16 protein-coding genes and 2 pseudogenes are annotated in these 17,195 nt (G+C 69.0%); 4 read left to right on the top strand and 14 right to left on the bottom strand.

All coding sequences use genetic code 11. The features are described 5' to 3' along the window. Positions 1–3: 3 nt before the first annotated feature. The 6 genes from rox to J7E87_RS31985 all read right to left on the bottom strand — a co-directional run bounded on the left by rox (position 4) and on the right by J7E87_RS31985 (position 7,972). A complete protein-coding gene (rox, locus tag J7E87_RS32010; protein WP_215098127.1) occupies positions 4–1,494 on the bottom strand; it encodes a rifampin monooxygenase in 1,491 nt (496 codons plus the stop codon). A gap of 12 nt (positions 1,495–1,506) precedes the next feature. Beyond that, a complete protein-coding gene (locus J7E87_RS32005) occupies positions 1,507–1,653 on the bottom strand; it encodes a hypothetical protein (protein ID WP_215098140.1) in 147 nt (48 codons plus the stop codon). A 480-nt stretch (positions 1,654–2,133) separates the two neighbouring features. Continuing rightward, entirely contained in the window at positions 2,134–2,613 is a 480-nt protein-coding gene (locus J7E87_RS32000) for a lamin tail domain-containing protein (RefSeq protein ID WP_215098126.1), read from the bottom strand. A gap of 500 nt (positions 2,614–3,113) precedes the next feature. Then, positions 3,114–3,281, bottom strand: coding sequence for a hypothetical protein (locus J7E87_RS31995; RefSeq protein WP_215098125.1), 168 nt, complete (start codon positions 3,279–3,281; stop codon positions 3,114–3,116). A 298-nt stretch (positions 3,282–3,579) separates the two neighbouring features. Next, positions 3,580–4,080 (bottom strand): DUF5990 family protein, encoded by a 501-nt coding sequence (locus J7E87_RS31990; RefSeq protein ID WP_215098124.1) that lies wholly within the window; start codon positions 4,078–4,080, stop codon positions 3,580–3,582. Between the two features lie 514 nt (positions 4,081–4,594). After that, positions 4,595–7,972 carry a pyruvate carboxylase gene (locus tag J7E87_RS31985; RefSeq protein ID WP_215098123.1) on the bottom strand — a complete coding sequence of 1,126 codons (3,378 nt, stop codon included), beginning with the start codon at positions 7,970–7,972 and terminating at the stop codon, positions 4,595–4,597. A 584-nt stretch (positions 7,973–8,556) separates the two neighbouring features. On the opposite strand from J7E87_RS31985, the gene J7E87_RS31980 reads away from it, so the two are divergent. Next, positions 8,557–8,835 (top strand): GlsB/YeaQ/YmgE family stress response membrane protein, encoded by a 279-nt coding sequence (locus tag J7E87_RS31980; RefSeq protein ID WP_215098122.1) that lies wholly within the window; start codon positions 8,557–8,559, stop codon positions 8,833–8,835. Between the two features lie 164 nt (positions 8,836–8,999). Here the strand turns inward: J7E87_RS31980 and J7E87_RS31975 are convergent, their stop codons facing one another. From J7E87_RS31975 to J7E87_RS31965, 3 genes are all read right to left on the bottom strand, one after another. Next, positions 9,000–9,401, bottom strand: coding sequence for a DUF3662 domain-containing protein (locus J7E87_RS31975; RefSeq protein WP_215098121.1), 402 nt, complete (start codon positions 9,399–9,401; stop codon positions 9,000–9,002). A gap of 175 nt (positions 9,402–9,576) precedes the next feature. Beyond that, entirely contained in the window at positions 9,577–10,152 is a 576-nt protein-coding gene (locus tag J7E87_RS31970; RefSeq protein ID WP_215098120.1) for a GNAT family N-acetyltransferase, read from the bottom strand. Between the two features lie 401 nt (positions 10,153–10,553). Then, positions 10,554–11,006 carry a MarR family winged helix-turn-helix transcriptional regulator gene (locus J7E87_RS31965; RefSeq protein WP_215098119.1) on the bottom strand — a complete coding sequence of 151 codons (453 nt, stop codon included), beginning with the start codon at positions 11,004–11,006 and terminating at the stop codon, positions 10,554–10,556. Between the two features lie 218 nt (positions 11,007–11,224). On the opposite strand from J7E87_RS31965, the gene J7E87_RS31960 reads away from it, so the two are divergent. Next, positions 11,225–12,271, top strand: coding sequence for a hypothetical protein (locus J7E87_RS31960; RefSeq protein ID WP_215098118.1), 1,047 nt, complete (start codon positions 11,225–11,227; stop codon positions 12,269–12,271). 373 nt (positions 12,272–12,644) lie between these two features. Further along, entirely contained in the window at positions 12,645–12,821 is a 177-nt protein-coding gene (locus tag J7E87_RS31955) for a hypothetical protein (RefSeq protein WP_215098117.1), read from the top strand. 150 nt (positions 12,822–12,971) lie between these two features. Here J7E87_RS31955 and J7E87_RS36630 read toward each other — a convergent pair. After that, positions 12,972–13,058 (bottom strand): annotated as a pseudogene (locus J7E87_RS36630) (RNA-guided endonuclease TnpB family protein); the annotation flags it as partial. Positions 13,059–13,077: 19 nt separating this feature from the next. On the opposite strand from J7E87_RS36630, the pseudogene J7E87_RS31945 reads away from it, so the two are divergent. Next, positions 13,078–13,527, top strand: a pseudogene (locus J7E87_RS31945) (pyridine nucleotide-disulfide oxidoreductase); the annotation flags it as partial. A 270-nt stretch (positions 13,528–13,797) separates the two neighbouring features. Here J7E87_RS31945 and J7E87_RS31940 read toward each other — a convergent pair. From J7E87_RS31940 to J7E87_RS31925, 4 genes are all read right to left on the bottom strand, one after another. Next, on the bottom strand, positions 13,798–13,974 hold the full coding sequence (locus J7E87_RS31940; protein WP_215098115.1) for a hypothetical protein: 177 nt from the start codon (positions 13,972–13,974) through the stop codon (positions 13,798–13,800). Beyond that, positions 13,962–15,314, bottom strand: coding sequence for an IS1380 family transposase (locus J7E87_RS31935; protein WP_251018320.1), 1,353 nt, complete (start codon positions 15,312–15,314; stop codon positions 13,962–13,964). Before J7E87_RS31935 ends, J7E87_RS31940 begins: the two co-directional genes overlap by 13 nt. A gap of 281 nt (positions 15,315–15,595) precedes the next feature. Next, a complete protein-coding gene (locus tag J7E87_RS31930) occupies positions 15,596–16,426 on the bottom strand; it encodes an SDR family oxidoreductase (protein ID WP_215098113.1) in 831 nt (276 codons plus the stop codon). Next, positions 16,423–17,148, bottom strand: a complete 726-nt coding sequence (locus tag J7E87_RS31925) for a thioesterase II family protein (RefSeq protein WP_215098112.1) — start codon at positions 17,146–17,148, stop codon at positions 16,423–16,425. Before J7E87_RS31925 ends, J7E87_RS31930 begins: the two co-directional genes overlap by 4 nt. Positions 17,149–17,195 lie beyond the last annotated feature (47 nt).

The following is a 17,195-nucleotide window of genomic DNA, read 5'->3' as shown; positions in this document are numbered from 1 at the left end:
CCTTTAGTCCAGCGTCTCGATCAAGGCTCCACCCTTTCGGGCCGCAACTGCGCGCTCAGCTGACGCAGCGCCGAACCACTTTGGCAGCCGGCTGAGCAGTTCCTGCTGATCTTCACCGACCCACGCCACGTGGCCGTCCGGCCGCAGCAGCACGGCGGGCACGTCCAGTTCCTCGCTGACGTCGACGACGTGGTCAACCCGATCTGCCCAGCCCGCCACCGACAGCCGGCCGGTCTGGTCGAGCAGCAGCCCGCGGCCGCCGTGCATCAGCTCGTAGAGACGACCCCGCTTCAGCCCCACGTCCCGCATCCGCCGGCCGAGCAGTTCATGGCCCTCGCCGAAGTCGTAGCGGACCTCGACCGCGGTGATGATCCCGGTCACATACCGGTTCACCTCCTCGAAGTCCATCAGCTTCGAGAACAGCTCCCGCAGCGCGGTCGCACCCGGATCGGCCCCCAGTAGCGTGATCTGCGCGCGGGTGTTGTCCAGCACGCGGGCGCCCACCGGGTGCCGTTCGGCGTGGTAGCTGTCCAGCAGCCCCTCCGGTGCCCAGCCGATGACCACTGCGGCCAGCTTCCAGCCGAGGTTGAACGCGTCCTGCACGCCCAGGTTGAGCCCCTGCCCGCCGGTCGGCGGGTGGATGTGCGCCGCGTCGCCGGCCAGCAGCACCCGGCCTACCCGGTAGCGCTCGGCCTGCCGGGTAGCGTCGCCGAACCGGGACAGCCAGCGCGGCGAGTGCACGCCGAAGTCGGTGCCCGCGAACGCCCGCAGCTGCTTCTTGAACTCCTCCAGGGTCGGCGCGGTCGCACGGTCCTCGGCCACCCCGTCGGCGGGCACGACAACGCGGCACACCCCGTCCTCGTTGGGGCCGACGCCGAACCGCAGTTGGGTCTTGCGGACTTCCTCGACGACGGCGGCAATGGTCGCCGGATCCTCGGTCACCTCCATTTCGCCCAGCAGCGTCTCGACCGTGGCGGGCTCGCCGGGGAAACCGACGCCGAGCAGCTTGCGCACGGCACTGCGGCCGCCGTCGCACCCGACGAGGTAACGCGAGCGCAGGTGCGTACCGTCCGCCAGCTCGACGGTCACCCCGGCCCCGGCCCCGTCATCGGACTGGCTCAGCCCGACCACTTCGCAGCCGCGCCGGATGTCGGTACCGAGTTCGACGGCGCGCTCGTTGAGCAGCCGCTCGGTGACCGGCTGCGGGGTGGCGACGCCGTACGGGTGCGCCGTGTCCAACCGGTCCGGCCACGGTTTCATGATGCCGCCGAAGAGACCGCCGACCTGGAACTTCTCACTGACCGCGAGGAACCGGTCCAGCAGGCCGCGCTGATCCATCATCTCGACGCTGCGCGCGTGCAGGCCCTGCCCGCGGGACTCCCCGGTCGGCCCGGTCAACTTCTCCAGCACGACCACGTGCACGCCGTGCAGTCGCAGCTCGCCGGCCAGCATCAAGCCGGTCGGTCCGCCGCCGACCACGATCACGTCAATCATGAAAGCCCCCATTCAACGAGATTGGATTTCGGCCAGCAGCTCCGCGCAGTCCGACGGCACGCACACCCGCACCTCCGCGCCGAGTCCCCGCAGCCGCACCGCGAGTCCCACCGACGGTTCGACGTTCTCGCGCAACCCATGCGTCGACAACACACGCACTTCGCGAATCTGTCATTTCCGCAGGTCCTGGCCTTGGTCGACAATTCTGCGGCACGACCCGGGTCTTGCCGCAAGCCCCCTGGTGCGCTATACGTTGAGAGTGGCAAGGAGTGGGTACTCTCCTTGCCTTTCATCGTCCGCTGTGGACGGACAACCTCCTCGCGGAGCGGCGGCGCGCCGCGTACGGCGGTACGTCGGCCCAGAAGGGTCCCCCATGGGACGACCGCCCCCAAGTCCCGTCAGCAGCAACACCGCCCGGGATCCAGCAAGCCGCAGGGGCTCCCCGCGCATTACCTGTCCCCTGGTCACCGAGGTACCCGGTGAAGCGCACCCCGACCGCTGTGATGCCGGGTTCGTCCGCAGCCTGGTCCATGGTCAGGTCGTGGGTGTGCCCCGGGCAGGTCAGGCTGCCCGGGGCACAGGGTTCATGGAGGGTTGGGTCGTCCGGTGTCGACGGCCGGACGGCCGTAACCGGCTGGATCAGTGGTGGTTGTGGTGGCCGCGGCCCCAGGACTCGGTGTCGATGGTGCGGCCCCGGTCGTCGCGGAGGGTCGCTGTGTCGGAGTGGTTGTCCCAGACGTGGGTGCGGCGGCCCTGGTAGAGGTCGGTGCGGGTGTCGCGGCCGGCGCCGGTGTGGATGCGGACGGTGGCGCGGCCGGCGAGGCGGACATCGTCGAAGCGGTAGCGGTTGCCGTCCTCGTCGCGCAGGGTCCAGCCGTCCAGGTCCACGCTGCGGCGGGTGCTGTTGGTGATCTCGACCCATTCGGCGTTCAGGGACCGGTTGGTGCCGTTGTCGCGTCCGGGGCTGTCGGCCTGCACGTCGCTGATCTCGACCCGGGACTGCTGGTGGTGGTCGCGGTTGTTGTCGTGGGCCGAGGCCGGCAGGGCGACGGCGGAGAGGAGGGCGCCGGCCGCAAGGGCGGTCGCGGCGATACGGCGGGCGGTGCGAGAAGCAGACATGGTGACGTCTCCTCAAGAACAGTGCTCCACAAGCCGATAAGAGCTGGTGGTGCGGTGCGGGTTCCCGGCCCGTGCTGGACCGAGGACCCAAACTCTGCGGCGTCGCCGCGGCCGGCGGCACGCCAACCCAACCGCGTTACCGGGTACGGACATTTCCGTAACAGGCACCTGTATCGGTCACACATATGGGACAGGCGTGGCCCGGACTTCACTGACCGCTACACCGATCCGTTCAACGATCAACAGCAAGCCCTTACACGCTCCGGCGCACCACCGGTTGCACCACCCGACGCATCATCCGGTCGGCGGACAGGATCCCGGTAACAACGCTTCTGCACATTTCTTCGCACACACAAGACGGAGTCGCACATAGGGGCGACAGGATGAATGCTGAGGACCGAGTACGCGCTGCTGCAGTCGGGGTCCCGCCGGTCTTCGTGGGGCCCTCTCCCGGCGTGCGGCGCCGCTCGCCGCCGCACGCCGGTGTTGTGGCGGTCAGATCAGTTCGGGAGGCGCCTGCCTGTGTCAGAGCCCGCCCGGCGTGCGCGGCGATCGGCGAGATGGAGCCGGGCGAGGACTTCGTAGAGCCAGGTGTAGGCGTGATCGGTGGCCGGGATGTCCCCGTAGATGGCGGGCTCGGAGATCGTGGGGCGCGCCCACGGCCTCATTGCGCCCGCAAGCACCAGCCCCTCACCCGTGCCTCAGCGAGCACAGGCGCAGCCGCGGCGCGCGAAGGACTGCCTTCGACCTGGCGCGCGCTCCGGTTCGGTTCCGGCCTGGCCCCGAATCAGGTCTCCACGCTGCCGCGCGTACTCACGGCGGACTTCACCATGCCGGAACTGGTCGGCTGCTCCTCCCAGTTCGCCGAGGAGCCGGCCACGGGCACAGCCGCGCCGGCCGAGGCGGAGCGCCGGGAGCACCCCCACCTGCGAATGCCCCAACCGGCCAACGACGGTCGGCCGGGGCTCACCCGCCGGAAGTCGGGCCTGCCGCAGCGCTCCGTTCGGCGGGTTCGGCGGTCCAGGTGATGTGCGGGGGCACGACCCGTGCGCACAGGGGGTTGCCGCACGCGTCGGTCAGCCCGAGGCGTGCGACCAGCAGGCCGTCGCGAGCGGCGGCGGCGAGCACCTCGGCGGGGACGACGTCGAGCATGAGCTTGGCGCGGCGGAACATGGTGAAGACGCCCGACTCGTCGACCGTGCCCCACGACAGGTAGATGAACCGGCGGCCCAGACGGTCCTGCACGTATGGGCCTTTGACGTCGGTGCCGGTCGGCGAGGCGATCGCGGTGCACTCCAGGGTCCAGGTTGCCGACTTGGCGTCGCCGGGCTGCGGGTCGAGGAGTTCGGCCGGACGGTCGCGGCGTTGCACGGCGACGTGGATGTTGCCGTACGCGGAAACGTTGCCGTCGGCGGGGGCCGGGCAGGTGAGGCCGGGCAGGTCGACGGCGTCGATGCGGATGCGCATACGCCCATCATCCCTCCCTCGTCCGCGCCCGGTGCCTCAGGGGCCTGAACCACACCGACGGCATGCTCCGCGGCCAGAGCGTCGCAGATCTGCCCGGCCCAGCTGAGCGGGTGCGACAGAGGCGGCAGACCGCGGTTCAGGACGGCAGACAGCGGCTGGGCGCCCCTCGGCTCCGCGACGGGCAGAGCCCTGATCGAGGCCCCTGCCCAGGGCATGAAACTTTCGTGAAACGGACCAAGTGCACGCGGCCGACCACGCCGGCGCACCTCCGTGGGAACGGTCACCCCTTACGGCCGCCGACGCAGCACAAGGAACCGCTCCGGCGATCACGAACTCCATGCCACAAGGGCGCCTGCGGCCTCAAGACGTCTTCGCGATGCGCCGAAGTCCGGCCGCGAGCTGGGCGAGGTATCCACGACGCCGAAGTCTGACGGCCAACCGACTCCCCGTACGGGGGCGGCCGGCCCGGGAAACCTCTCCCGGGCCGGCCGCGTACGCACGCACGAAGCAGACGTCAGCCGATCTCGATGAGCAGATCGCCCGCCTCGACCTGCTGGATCTTCCCGATCGCCACCCGCGCGACCGTGCCCGCGCACTGGGCGGTGATGGACGCCTCCATCTTCATCGCCTCGATGGTGGCCACCGTCTGACCCGCCGAGACCGAAGAGCCCTCCTCCACCTGGAGCGTCACCACGCCCGCGAACGGCGCGGCGACATGCCGGTCGTTGCCGGGCTCGGCCTTCTCCACGGCCTTGACCTCAGTGGCGACGGACTTGTCCCGCACCGGCACCGGGCGCAGCTGACCGTTGAGCGTGGCCAGCACCGTACGGAAGCCCCGCTCGTCGGCCTCGGAGATCGCCTCCAGCTCGATCAGCAGCGTGACACCGGCCTCCAGGGTGACCGTGTGCTCGGTGTCCGGCTCCAAGCCGTAGAAGAAGTCCTGCGTGGGCAGTACGGACGTATCGCCGTACGCCTCGCGGTGGGCGTCGAACTCCTTGGTCGGGCCCGGGAACAGCAACCGGTTCAGCGTCGCCCGCCGGTCCCGGCCCAGTCCCTCGCGGTCCTCGTCCGACAGCGTCGGGGTCTCGGCCTGCGCGGGGCGGCCCTGGAGTGCGCGCGTACGGAACGGCTCGGGCCAGCCGCCGGGCGGTTCGCCCAGCTCGCCGCGCAGGAAACCGACCACCGAGTCCGGTACGTCGAACTTGCCGGGGTCCGACTCGAAGTCGGCCGCCTGGACCCCGGCTCCGACCAGGTGCAGGGCGAGGTCGCCCACCACCTTCGAGGAGGGAGTCACCTTGACCAGCCGGCCCAGCATCCGGTCGGCGGCCGCGTAGCAGTCCTCGATCAGCTCGAAGCGGTCGCCGAGGCCGAGCGCAATGGCCTGCTGACGCAGGTTCGACAGCTGTCCGCCGGGGATCTCGTGGTGGTAGACGCGCCCGGTGGGCGAGGCGAGCCCCGACTCGAAGGGCGCGTAGACCTTGCGCATGGCTTCCCAGTACGGCTCGAGTCCCCCGACCGCGTCGAGCGAGAGCCCGGTCGCGCGCTCGGTGTGCTCGGTGGCCGCGACGAGCGCCGACAGGGACGGCTGGCTGGTCGTGCCCGCCATCGAGGCGACGGCGGCGTCGACGGCGTCAACGCCCGCGTCGATCGCGGCGATCAGCGTCGCGAGCTGGCCGCCCGCCGTGTCATGGGTGTGCAGATGCACCGGAAGGTCGAAGCGCTCGCGCAGTGCGGTCACCAGGGTGCGGGCGGCGGGCGGGCGCAGCAGCCCGGCCATGTCCTTGATGGCCAGTACGTGCGCGCCGGCCTCGACGATCTGCTCCGCGAGGCGTAGGTAGTAGTCGAGGGTGTACAGCTGTTCGGCCGGGTCCGACAGGTCCGCGGTGTAGCACAGGGCGACCTCGGCCAGCGCGGTGCCGGTGGACCGTACGGCATCGATGGCGGGACGCATCTGCGAGACGTCGTTGAGCGCGTCGAAGATCCGGAAGATGTCCATTCCGGTCGCCGCTGCCTCGGCGACGAAGGCCTCGGTCACCTCGACGGGGTAGGGCGTGTAGCCGACGGTGTTGCGCCCACGCAGCAGCATCTGCGTACAGATGTTGGGCACCGCCTCCCGCAGGGCCGCGAGCCGCTCCCAGGGATCCTCGGCGAGGAAGCGCAGGGCCACGTCGTAGGTGGCGCCGCCCCAGCACTCCAGGCTCAGCAGCTCCGGCGCTGTGCGGGCGACATACGGGGCGACGGCGAGCAGATCGCGCGTCCTCACCCGGGTGGCCAGCAGGGACTGGTGCGCGTCGCGGAAGGTCGTGTCCGTCACCGCGACGGCCCGCTGCCGGCGCAGCTCCGCTGCGAACGCCTCCGGCCCGAGTGCCGCGAGGCGCTGCCGGGACCCTTCGGCGGGCGGGCTGCCCAGTGAGGCGGGAGGGAGCTTGGCGGCCGGGTCGATGACCTGCGGACGCGGGCCATGGGGACGGTTGACGGTCGTCTCGGCGAGATAGGTGAGCATGCGGCTTCCGCGGTCGGCGGAGGGGCGCGCCCGGATCAGTTCCGGATGCTCGGCGATGAAGCTCGTCGTGATACGGCCCTCGCGGAAGGCGGGGTGGTCGAGCACGGCGCCGAGGAAGGGCAGATTGGTAGCGACTCCGCGGATACGGAACTCGGCGATCGCACGCCGTGCGCGGCGGGCGGCGTTGGCGAAGTCGTGGCCGTGGCAGGTCAGCTTGACCAGCATCGAGTCGAAGTGGGCGGACACTTCGGCGCCGGTGTGGACAGTGCCGCCGTCGAGCCGTACGCCGGGGCCGCCCGGGGAACGGTACGCGGAGATGGTGCCGGTGTCCGGTCGGAAACCGTTGGCGGGATCCTCTGTGGTGATACGGCACTGCAGGGCCGTGCCCGTGAGGGCGATGTCGTCCTGCGTCAGGTTCAGTTCCGGAAGCGTCTTTCCCGCGGCGATCCGCAGCTGCCCGATCACCAGGTCCCGTCCGGTGACCTGCTCGGTGACCGTGTGCTCCACCTGGATACGGGGGTTCATCTCGATGAAGACATGGTTGCCGCGCTCGTCGACCAGGAACTCCACGGTGCCCGCGTTGACGTACCCGATGTGCCGGGCGAACGCGACGGCGTCGGCGCAGATGCGCGCACGCAGCTCCGGGTCGAGATTCGGCGCGGGCGCGATCTCGACGACCTTCTGGTGGCGGCGCTGCAGCGAACAGTCCCGCTCGTACAGGTGGACGACATTCCCATGGGCGTCGGCGAGGATCTGCACTTCGATATGGCGCGGGTTGATGACGGCCTGCTCCAGGAAGACGGTGGCGTCTCCGAACGCCGACTCCGCCTCTCGCATCGCCGCGTCGATCGCTTCCCGCAGCTCGGCGGGCTCGGCGACGCGCCGCATTCCTCGCCCGCCGCCGCCTGCGACGGCCTTGACGAAGAGGGGGAACCCGATGGAGTCGGCGGCGCCGACCAGCGTGTCCACGTCCGTGGACGGCTCCGACGACTTCAGTACCGGAACCCCTGCCTCTCGAGCGGCCGCCACCGCGCGGGACTTATTGCCCGTGAGGAGCAGTACGGAGGCGGGGGGCCCGACAAAGGTGATCCCGGCCTCGGCGCACGCGGCGGCGAGGTCGGGATTCTCCGACAAGAAGCCGTATCCGGGGTAGATGGCGTCGGCACCGGCCTTGCGCGCGGCCTTGATCACCTCGTCGACCGAGAGATAAGCCCGCACCGGGTGGCCCTTTTCGCCGATCTGGTAGGCCTCGTCCGCCTTGGCCCGGTGGAGCGAGTTGCGGTCCTCGTAGGGGAACACGGCCACGGTGGAGATGCCGAGCTCGAACGCCGCGCGGAAGGCGCGGATCGCGATCTCGCCCCGGTTGGCGACCAATACCTTGCGGAACATCAATGTCCCCTGTCGTGTTGCGGGCGCGCGGCCCCAAGGTGGCGATGTCATTCCGGCTGCCGGGATCGGCATCCGCTGTTCCCGTGGACGGTACCGATCAGTAGCGGCGGAGTCGATCTCTCACCGGCGGGACCTATGTCACGCCGGTCCGTGCAGGCTTCGACGCAGTGCCGGTGGGGCCCGCCGATGTCCGCCCGTATCAGGGGGTGTCCGGAGCACCCGAACGGCCCTGCGGCCCAACCCCGCCCGGCGCACATCCATTACTTCGCGCCAGTCGCCTCACCTACAGTTGGAGTTGATCCTCGCCGCAGCCCACAACGAGAACGAACAGCGGCACGAGAGCGAGGACCTGGACGGAATCTTCTCGCGTCCGGCCCCGCGAGTCGGCGGGGGTCCAGGATGTGGACGCCCTGGTCGATGCCCTGCCGGCGGCAAGCCGGTGAGCGGGCGAGGACACCGGGCTGTCCTGCCGCCGGCCGGCCTTCGCACCCGGAGTTGCCCTGACCGGAAGGTTTGAAGCCGCTTTCCCGGCGCAGACGATAACTGAACTCAGCCCTACATCCCCGAGACCGGAGACGATCATCATGGGCATCATCGCCTGGATACTCATCGGTTTGCTCGCCGGAGCGATCGCCAAGCTTCTGATGCCTGGCAAGGACCCCGGCGGCATCATCATCACCATGCTCATCGGTATTGCCGGCGGCCTTCTCGGAGGCTGGCTCGGCAAGGTCATCTTCGGCGTCGATTCGATCGACGGCTTCTTCGATCTCTCCACGTGGGTCGCGGCGATCGTCGGCTCCCTGATCCTGCTCGCCCTCTACCGGCTCATCACCGGAAACAGGCGCTCCCACCGGCACGCCTGACGGCTGGCGCGAAACCCCACAGGGAAGAAAACGAACCCGTAGTTCGTGCCTGTGCGGCTCCCACCCCCTGGCGGGTGGGAGCCGCACAGGCACGAACTACGTACGAGGCAGGGGCGCCTCGGCACGGTCGGGTCTGGCCCGAAGCGTTCGACCGCGCCGGGCGCCTACTCCCTCGCCGAAGGGAACGCATCGGCGCGGACATGGGGCATGGGGCGGCAGGCGATGCGGTACCGGCCGTTGGGCAGATGGACCGCCGCCGTCACGCGTACCGTCAGCGGGCCGGCCCATTCGTAGCCGCGGCTCTCGCCATGCCGCGCGAGACTGTCCATGAGCGCCTGCCCCACCTGCCGCACATGCCGGGCCAGTTCCTTGTGCAGGCTGGAGTCAATTTCGACCTCGTACGCGTTGGGCGCCACCACTCGGGTCTGGCTGCACACCACCACGTGGTTGTCGCACTCGCCCCGGAGCTTGTCGAGCAGCTCGACCGGTTCGCTGTGGACGAACTTCGCGACCAAGGCGTCCTGCCAGCGTTCTAGCGCCTGTTCCCACTGCTTCAGAGTTCCCATGACACTTCGGGTGCCCGTGGCACCGCCTGATCACGCCCGCCCCCAAGGGGCAACGTCGAAGCGTCGCCGGTTCGGCCCCAGTCCCTCACACGGCCAAAGCGTGCCTCCGAGCCGGCACGGCCGAAGGACGCCGAGGAGATCGCCAGCGCCGCTCCGGATCTCCCGCCCGTGCCCGTCAACAAGCCTCAGCGGCAGTCAGGGTCCCCGCCTGGCGGCGAGTCAGTCGCCAGATCTGAACCTCGCCGGTCTCGGCCGGGGCGAGGCGCTCGGCGGGGCGGCGGAGGTGCTCGGTGAAGCCGAGGCGGGCCGGGACGGCGCCGCTGGCAACATTGGCCGGGTCGTGGACGACCTCGACATAGCCGATGCCGGGAAAGCGGAAGGCCTGTTCGACCAAGGCGCGGGCGGTTCGGGTGGCCACGCCACGGCCGGTGGCGGCGGGGTGCAGCCAGTAGCCGATCTCGCGGGCATTGTCCGGGGTGTCGTCACGCCGGAGCAGTCCGCAGGCGCCGACGATGGCCCCGTCCAACACGATCGCGTAGGTGAACTCATCACCGCTCGCCCAGCGCTCCGCGCGGCCGGCCAGGAAGTCGGTCGTCCTGCCCAGGCTGTGCTCAGCAACCCAGGGCATCCACGGGCGTAGGTGCTCCAGCGACTCCTCAATGACCCGGAAGAGCTCCGGAAGGTCCGCCTCGCCGTTGAATGCGCGCAGCGTGAGGTCGTCCAGTTCGATCACCTGCTGTGGAAGGTCCATGCCGGGAGGATCGTATGCAGCAGCCACTGCAGGCAACGGGATTTTGAAACACGCTCTATCTATATCTACAGGGGCGCAATCTATAGGGGGCGCATCTCCTGCAACGTCGGCCGGCTGCCCCGGGCGGCGGCGCACCAAACGGTCGGGGCAAGACAGTCTCGCTGGACATGCCCATCTCCCAAGCCTGAAGCGACGACGTGCTGTCAGCCGGTGCCGGTTCGGGCTGCCTGGAGGTGCCCAGCTCACAGTGCGGTGTTCTGCCTGTTCAGGCTGCACAGCGCGAGTCCCTGCCGCCAGCTTCCGGTTGGGAGGGGGCCGCCACGCCCGGCGTGGTACGCGGGCGCTCTGGTGACGTCCGGGCGACCAGAGTCAGCCCTCGGTAGCGCCAGAAGAGTCGTGCCCTACTCCGCCCAGGGCTCGAATCCGGTACGGAGGACGGCTTGGAGGGATGCGCGCAGTTGGGCTGCGTCGTCGGCGCCGAAGTTCTCCTCGAACTGGGCTTGCACGGCTTTCCACAGTGGTACTGCCGCCTTCGTTCGGGAGAGGCCGTCCGGCGTGATGGTGACGATCCGTGCGCGACGGTCGGCTGCCGATGGCTCGACGGTTACCAGGCCCTCGCGCGCGAGGGGCTTGAGGTTTGAGGCCATCGTCGTGCGGTCCATGGCGATCATCTCGGCGAGGCTGGTGATCGTCATTTCTCCGTGCACACTCAGTTTCTGCAGGATGCTGAACTGCGTTGCACGAAGACCGACCGGGGCCAGGGCCTTGTCGTAGGTCGCGCCGAGGTACCGGGCCGCCTTGCGCAGTGCCAGGTTGTTGCACGAGTCGCCGAGGCTGTTCGGCGCAGTGGTCATGGTCTCCTCCAGAGCTTCCCCACCCACAATAGGAGCAGATACTCGTACGCGATAGGGCCGCCCGGGGATCAGCGGTCGGCAGCGGGGTGACAGGTTCGCCCCAAACTGCCCGCCCTTGCCATCGGGTAAATACGAGCATATACTCCTAATGGTCCGCGTGCATACCTCCGCCTGATCCCTCCCGCGAGCGTCGCGCCCCTCCATCAGAAAGCCTTGTCATGGAAACCCCCATCGGAACCGCTTCCGTGCGTGAGCCGACACTCTCCGCAGCGGCCGAAGTCTCCCCGAAGCCCCACGACGCCGCCCGCCACCGCCCGCCGGTGAGGGCCTGGCTCCAGCCGACTCTGATCGCCCTGGTCGTCGTGTCGGCCTTCATCGCCTGCTACGTCGGCCTCCAGCGCGACCCCCAGCCCCATCAGGTCCCCATCGCCGTCACCGGACCGGACCTGCCGGGCGATATACACCAGGCCCTCGGCGACAACCTCGAGGTCCACCCAGTCACTGACGCCGAGGCAGCGCGCCACGCACTGGAGCGCCACGACGTCGTCGCGGCGCTCAGCACCGACGGCCCGGGCCGGCTGCGCCTGGAGATCGCAGGAGCAGTCGGCACGTCCACCACATCGGCCGTGAACAATCTCGTCGACGCCTATGCCCACGGTGCGGGCAAGCACGTGACCACCGAGGACGTCGTCCCCCTGACCCACTTCGACGCCCGGGGGCTGGCCGGCTTCTACATGGCCTTCGGCGTGACACTGGCCGGTTTCGTCCTCGGCTCGAACGCTCTCGGCCTGACCGGTGTCCTGAACCTGCGTCAGCGGTTCTGGCTGCTGGCCGGCGCCTCCGTGGCCATCGGCACCGTCGCTGCGATCATCGCCGGCCCCATTATGGGTGCGGTCCCGGCTCCGCTCGTCCCGCTGGTCCTCACTCTCACCCTCCTGGCAGCTGCGGCCGCTTTCACCACCAAACTTCTCGGCACCTACCTCGGCCCGATCGGAGTCCCGGTCGCCACCCTTGTGCTCCTCACCGTCGGCAACGCCACCAGCGGCGCCATCATCGGCGCTGATCTGCTGCCCGCTGCGGCCCGAGCCATCTCCGCACTACTGCCACCTGGCGCGGCCGTCCGCACCATCACCGACCTGAGCTACTTCAACGGCGCGCACGCAGCAGGCCCTTTGATCACGCTCGCCCTGTGGACCGCCATCGCTGCGGTCCTGCTCGGCCTGCGCCCCCGCCTGATGCGGCGGCGCACCGCAGCCGCCGCCTGATCCGTAACCCCAGACCCGGTCGTTCCACCACCGCCACGCCTGAAAGGCACACCGATGACCGCCAATGACCACGACCTGGCCCATTGAGCCCGCCCCCTCACACAGCCCAGCACCTCATCACGATGGCCCGACTGCACCAAGCAGGCCACGACGACCGCATTGCCCGCCACGTCGCGTCACCCGGACGCGTCGAGGCCTTCGTGGCCGCCAGCAAGGACTCCTATCGGGGCTGAGCCCCTCCGGCCGGCCCCAGACCGGCCGCAGAAGCACCGCCCGCTGGGCGGCTACCGCGGCGGACCCCAGCCAGCCCTAGTTGGCCGTGCCCCCGCCACCGACCAGGAGCCGTCACCAAGCTCCTGAGGAGACGATGCAAATGCAACCTGCGCAGCAGAGCCCCGGCCCTGCCGAAACGGCCCGCCGCGCCCGGTTCAGCGAGCTGCCGAAGCGAATCCTCTCCGAGGAGATGGTCGAAGAACAGGTGGCCACGGTGCCGGACCCGGCGAAGAACATATACAACGCCGACGAGTGGCTCGTTCGGTACTGCCTGTGAGCCACGTCGGCCCCAAGCAGTGACTCCTCCCCGCCCTGAGGATCGGGCTTCTCGCCATGCCGGTTGGGCTTTGCGACGGACCAGCCCGGCCCGTAGGTTGAGAACCCCGACTGTGTCGGCGTGCGCAGTGTGGGCGCAGGCGACGCAGTGGAACTTCTCCTGTGTGGGCCGGTTCTCCTTCGCTGTGTGCCCGCATTCGGGGCACGTAGGGTAGGTGTTGCGTGGGTTCACGGCCATCACTTCTGCCCGGCGCTTTCAGCCTCGCATTGCGGGCGCCGTGATCGCAGCTCGCGCCAATGGTGTGCCGCTCGACGACAGGTGGGGCGCACACGTCGCAACCGCCGACAGCGCGGCTGTATCGCAAGTAATCTTCACGGACCCGGAAGTCGCGGCCATCGGCCTGACCACTCGGGAAGCGGAGCGCGCCTGGCGCCAGGCCAAGGTGGTGGACTACGACATCGGCGGCGTCGCCGGCGCAGTCCAGTACGCGGAGGGATACCGCGGTAAGGCTCGCATGCTGGTCGACCTGGACTGCGGCACCGTGGCCGGGGTCACCTTCGTCGGTCCCGGCGTCGGTGAACTCCTGCACTCAGCAACCATCGCGGTCACCAGCGAGGTGCCCGTTGAACGACTCTGGCACGCCGTCCCCGCTCTCCCGACGATCAGTGAAGTCTGGCTGCGGCAGCCGGAAACCTACCGTGGGTAGGTAAGGGGTGGGCCAACTGCGTGCAGCCCTCAACTTGATCGAGCAGAAGATGCAAGTCGAACTCAGTCGGTCCGGATGCCGCTTGCGTCCGGGGTGACGCGACCGGCCCTCCATCTTCGGGAGGAATGGTTGGCCTCTTCGGTCTCATGCCCGTGCCAGTACCCCCAGCATCATGTGCCAGCCGGGGCTCAACCACCTGTGGGGAGGAAACACTCAGGGTGTGGTGCCCCATATGACGGTGCGTCACCACACCCTGGGTGTCCGCTTCTGTCAGCGTCTGCGCGTCCGACCGGCCCAGCCGCTGCCGATCCCCGCCACGTGCAGGGCCAGGAGGGTGAGTCCGAGCAACATGACGTTCCCGGAAGCGAAGACATGGTTCGTCGTGATCTCGGCGGCGTTGATCAGGAAGGCGATGAAGAACAGTACCGCCGCGGCTATACCGAGCATGGAGCAGCTCCTTTCGAAGGGGGTGAGACTCGTGTGCCCCCGTATCCCGATACCAGACCCGGATCGTCGAAGGTGACTCGCCGTACCCGCCGGCCCCCTGTGCGCGGCATGCGGATGCAGACGCTGCCTGATCCGCCCCTGCTGAGGTTTTCCCTTAGGTTGTAGGTCATCGCCCACAGGGTCAGCCACGCCGCGTTCGCGTTGAAATGGCCGGAGGGCAGGTGGGCCAGGCCTGAAGCTTTGCTGCCGGCGATGACCTTTTCGATCAACGCGTGGTGGCGGTGCTGTCGTTCGCCCTGGAGGGTTTCGAAGGGGCTGTCGGTGAAGAACGGGTGGTGGCGCCAGAGCGGGAACAGCTCACCCTGTTCACCCTCGACAGCCGGTTTGGCCAGGTCACGGACGCGGCGCACGATCAGGCGGGCGGTGACCTGCTCGGCCTTGGGTCGGCCGGTGAACGCGGTGTAGTCGGGTATTTCAGCGACTTCCGCGTCAAAGATCAGCTCGCCGGTGGTGGGGTCGGGGACCGCCGTCGGGTAACGGATCTGCCGCCAGGCACCGTCGGGGACGGCGGCGATGGCCCGTTTAATGGAGGGGTTCATGCCGGTCGTGATCGAGAAGCGGGCTCCGGCCCGGCGGCAGACCGCCACCACGCCGGCGTCGTAGAACTGCGAGTCCGCGCGCAGCAGCCGGATTCCGGTGCAGCCCGCCTCAGCTGCGGTGGCCACGGCCTCGGTGACAAACCGCTCGGCACCGCGGGAGTCGGCGGACTTTCCCTGCCGCAACCTGACCCCGGCGATCACCGGCCGGGCGAGCGGAGTGCAGATCGTGGACAGCAGCGGATGCAGCGTGCGTATGCCCTTGAACCGGCCGTACTGCGCGCCCGGCTTGGCGCGGCCGAACACCCGCTTGTGGGTGGAGTCGACGTCGATGAAGGCGAGTTGTCCGGCGCCGGGCACCAGTGGGGTGTGCACAGCCAGTTCACCGAGGAACGTGCGGTGCACCGCGTGCAGTTGCAGGGCATGGCCGTGGGTGAAGGAGCGCAGGAACGTGCCGAGCGTGGACGGGGCCCGGATGCCCCCGAAGGCGGTCGACATCGCTCCGTGCCGCAGCCGGTCGGCGCCCTCGATGCTGTCCGCCCCAGCACACATCGCCGCGATCAGCGAGGTCACCTTCGCCGCCGGGTTTGCCCCGCCGCTGTTGTCCGCACCGTCGATGCGTACCGACGCGCGGGCCAGTTCCGCCAGCCCGGCCCGCTCGGCGAGACGCATCACCGGCACCAGCCCCACGTCGGCGAACAGATTCGACTCATCGAACACTGCGGACACCGCACGCGGCGGCATGGAAGAATGCATCCCGGAGATGCACCTCCGAACTGGTCGAGTAGAAGCCTAGAGAACTCCTATTCTCCCAGGTCAGAGCGCATCTCCACTTTCATGTCCAAGCCCTGGACCAGTCGTTGGCCGGTGGATCGAGGCTAAGAGCTCGTCACCCGCCCACAATTGCAGTACTGGCTGACTCACTCTCTGGACTGCTTTCTCCAGGACCCACTTTCCCGTATCTCTGTCCAGGACAAGGGAAGAGCATCGCCGGTCACCGTGGCTTGATACTGGAGCCGTCGTGCTCAGTACGCCGTGAAGCCGCCGTCGACCGCTACCACGCTGCCCGTGACCTGGCGGGACTCGTCGGCGGCCAACCATACTGCCGCGGCGGACACATCCTCCGGCTCGATCAGGGCGTTCATCGGCTGCGACCGTACGAAGATCTCCTCGTGTTCGGCGACCGGAACATGAAGGGACCGCGCGATCTCCGCCAGCATCCGGCCTTCGACCTCCGCATCGTCCCGCACCGAGCCGGGGCACAGGGCGTTGACACGGACCTTGTAGGGGGCATAGTCGAGCGCTACCGCCTTGGTCAGGCCCACCAGCCCGTGCTTGGCCGCGACATATCCCGAGAAGTGCCGGTAGCCGACCAGGCCCGCGGTGGACGCGATGTTCACGATGCTGCCGGCCTTTCGCTCCACCATGATGCCGCCGACTGCACGAATCATCCGCCAGGCCCCGGAGAGGTCCACGTCGAGCATCAACTGCCATTCCTGCTCGGTGATCTCGTGCGCGGCTTTGCCCGAGGGCGCCGCGATGCCCGCGTTGTTCACGAGGACGTCGAGAGCGCCGAACCGGTCCAGCGCCGTTTCCACCGCCTCGTCCACCTCTGCGGTACGCCGTACGTCCGCCTGCATCACCAGCACGGCCGCGCCCACCTCGCGACACAGGTACGCGGTGTGTTCCAGCTGGCTGGTCGAGCCGAGCGAGTAGGGGACCCCCGGCAGGTCCCGGGCGACGTCGAGCAGTACGAGGTCGGCGCCCTCGCGGGCGAAGGCGCGGGCTGTCGCCCGCCCCAGTCCCCGGGCGGCCCCGGTGATGAGAGCGGTTTTCCCCTTGAGCCGGCCGCTCACAGCGCTGCCACGGAACCGTCCCCGACCGTGTCGGAGATGAGCTGCAGCACTGTCTCGGCGCTGTCGGTGAGGTACATGTGTCCGCCGGCAAGCTCCACTTGGTTGAAGCCGGTCGTAGTGGCCTCGGCCCACTGGGCCGCCTCGGCCGTGTCGACCAGGTCGTCCTGCGCGCCCCGCAGTGCGGTGATCGGCGTGCTCAGCGGCCCAGGGAACGAGGGGTGGTAGTTCTCGTGCATCTCGACGTCCGCGCGGAGCACGGGGATCAGCAGTTCCAGCATCTCCGGGTCCTGCATCGCGGGATGCGTGTAACCGGCGAAGTTCTTCACCCGGGCCAGGAACTCCTCGTCGCTCAGACCGCTGGCCCTCTTGGCCCGCGGCTTCCATGGTCCTGCGGATCCGCTGACGAAGAGCCGTTCAACGGGCAGCCCGCCGCCGGTGATTCGGTGGACCAGCTCGTGAGCGAGTACCGCGCCGAGGCTGTGCCCGAACACGGCAATCCGCTCTTCGCCGTCGAGCTGGGGCTCGACCCAGGACCAGGCCTCGTCCATGGCCACGGCCGCGTCAGTGTGCGGGTCGTCGAGGAACCGTTCCTCCCGGCCGGGCAGTTGCACGGCGATGATCCGCATCTCGTCAGGTGCCAGTGGCTGCCATTTCTTGAAGAAGGAGGCGCCAGCCCCGGCAAACGGCAGGCATATCAGTACGGTCGGTGAGATCGGCTGCATACGGTGTAACTCTCCGAATCGGTTGAGACAGCGAAACAACGCACGGC

It is taken from the genome of Streptomyces sp. ISL-1, assembly GCF_018614585.1.
Classification (GTDB): Bacteria; Actinomycetota; Actinomycetes; order Streptomycetales; family Streptomycetaceae; genus Streptomyces; species Streptomyces maoxianensis.
Note: the sequence above shows the minus strand (reverse complement) of the source record. Positions and strands in the feature narration are given on the sequence as shown.

Excerpts from the sequence above, each read along its gene's own strand:
- rox (WP_215098127.1), bottom strand. The coding sequence starts at position 1,494 with ATGATTGACGTGATCGTGGTCGGCGGCGGACCGACCGGCTTGATGCTG.
- J7E87_RS32000 (WP_215098126.1), bottom strand. The coding sequence starts at position 2,613 with ATGTCTGCTTCTCGCACCGCCCGCCGTATCGCCGCGACCGCCCTTGCG.
- J7E87_RS31995 (WP_215098125.1), bottom strand. The coding sequence starts at position 3,281 with ATGAGGCCGTGGGCGCGCCCCACGATCTCCGAGCCCGCCATCTACGGG.
- J7E87_RS31990 (WP_215098124.1), bottom strand. The coding sequence starts at position 4,080 with ATGCGCATCCGCATCGACGCCGTCGACCTGCCCGGCCTCACCTGCCCG.
- J7E87_RS31985 (WP_215098123.1), bottom strand. The coding sequence starts at position 7,972 with ATGTTCCGCAAGGTATTGGTCGCCAACCGGGGCGAGATCGCGATCCGC.
- J7E87_RS31980 (WP_215098122.1), top strand. The coding sequence starts at position 8,557 with ATGGGCATCATCGCCTGGATACTCATCGGTTTGCTCGCCGGAGCGATC.
- J7E87_RS31975 (WP_215098121.1), bottom strand. The coding sequence starts at position 9,401 with ATGGGAACTCTGAAGCAGTGGGAACAGGCGCTAGAACGCTGGCAGGAC.
- J7E87_RS31970 (WP_215098120.1), bottom strand. The coding sequence starts at position 10,152 with ATGGACCTTCCACAGCAGGTGATCGAACTGGACGACCTCACGCTGCGC.
- J7E87_RS31965 (WP_215098119.1), bottom strand. The coding sequence starts at position 11,006 with ATGACCACTGCGCCGAACAGCCTCGGCGACTCGTGCAACAACCTGGCA.
- J7E87_RS31960 (WP_215098118.1), top strand. The coding sequence starts at position 11,225 with ATGGAAACCCCCATCGGAACCGCTTCCGTGCGTGAGCCGACACTCTCC.
- J7E87_RS31955 (WP_215098117.1), top strand. The coding sequence starts at position 12,645 with ATGCAACCTGCGCAGCAGAGCCCCGGCCCTGCCGAAACGGCCCGCCGC.
- J7E87_RS31940 (WP_215098115.1), bottom strand. The coding sequence starts at position 13,974 with ATGCTCGGTATAGCCGCGGCGGTACTGTTCTTCATCGCCTTCCTGATC.
- J7E87_RS31935 (WP_251018320.1), bottom strand. The coding sequence starts at position 15,314 with ATGCCGCCGCGTGCGGTGTCCGCAGTGTTCGATGAGTCGAATCTGTTC.
- J7E87_RS31925 (WP_215098112.1), bottom strand. The coding sequence starts at position 17,148 with ATGCAGCCGATCTCACCGACCGTACTGATATGCCTGCCGTTTGCCGGG.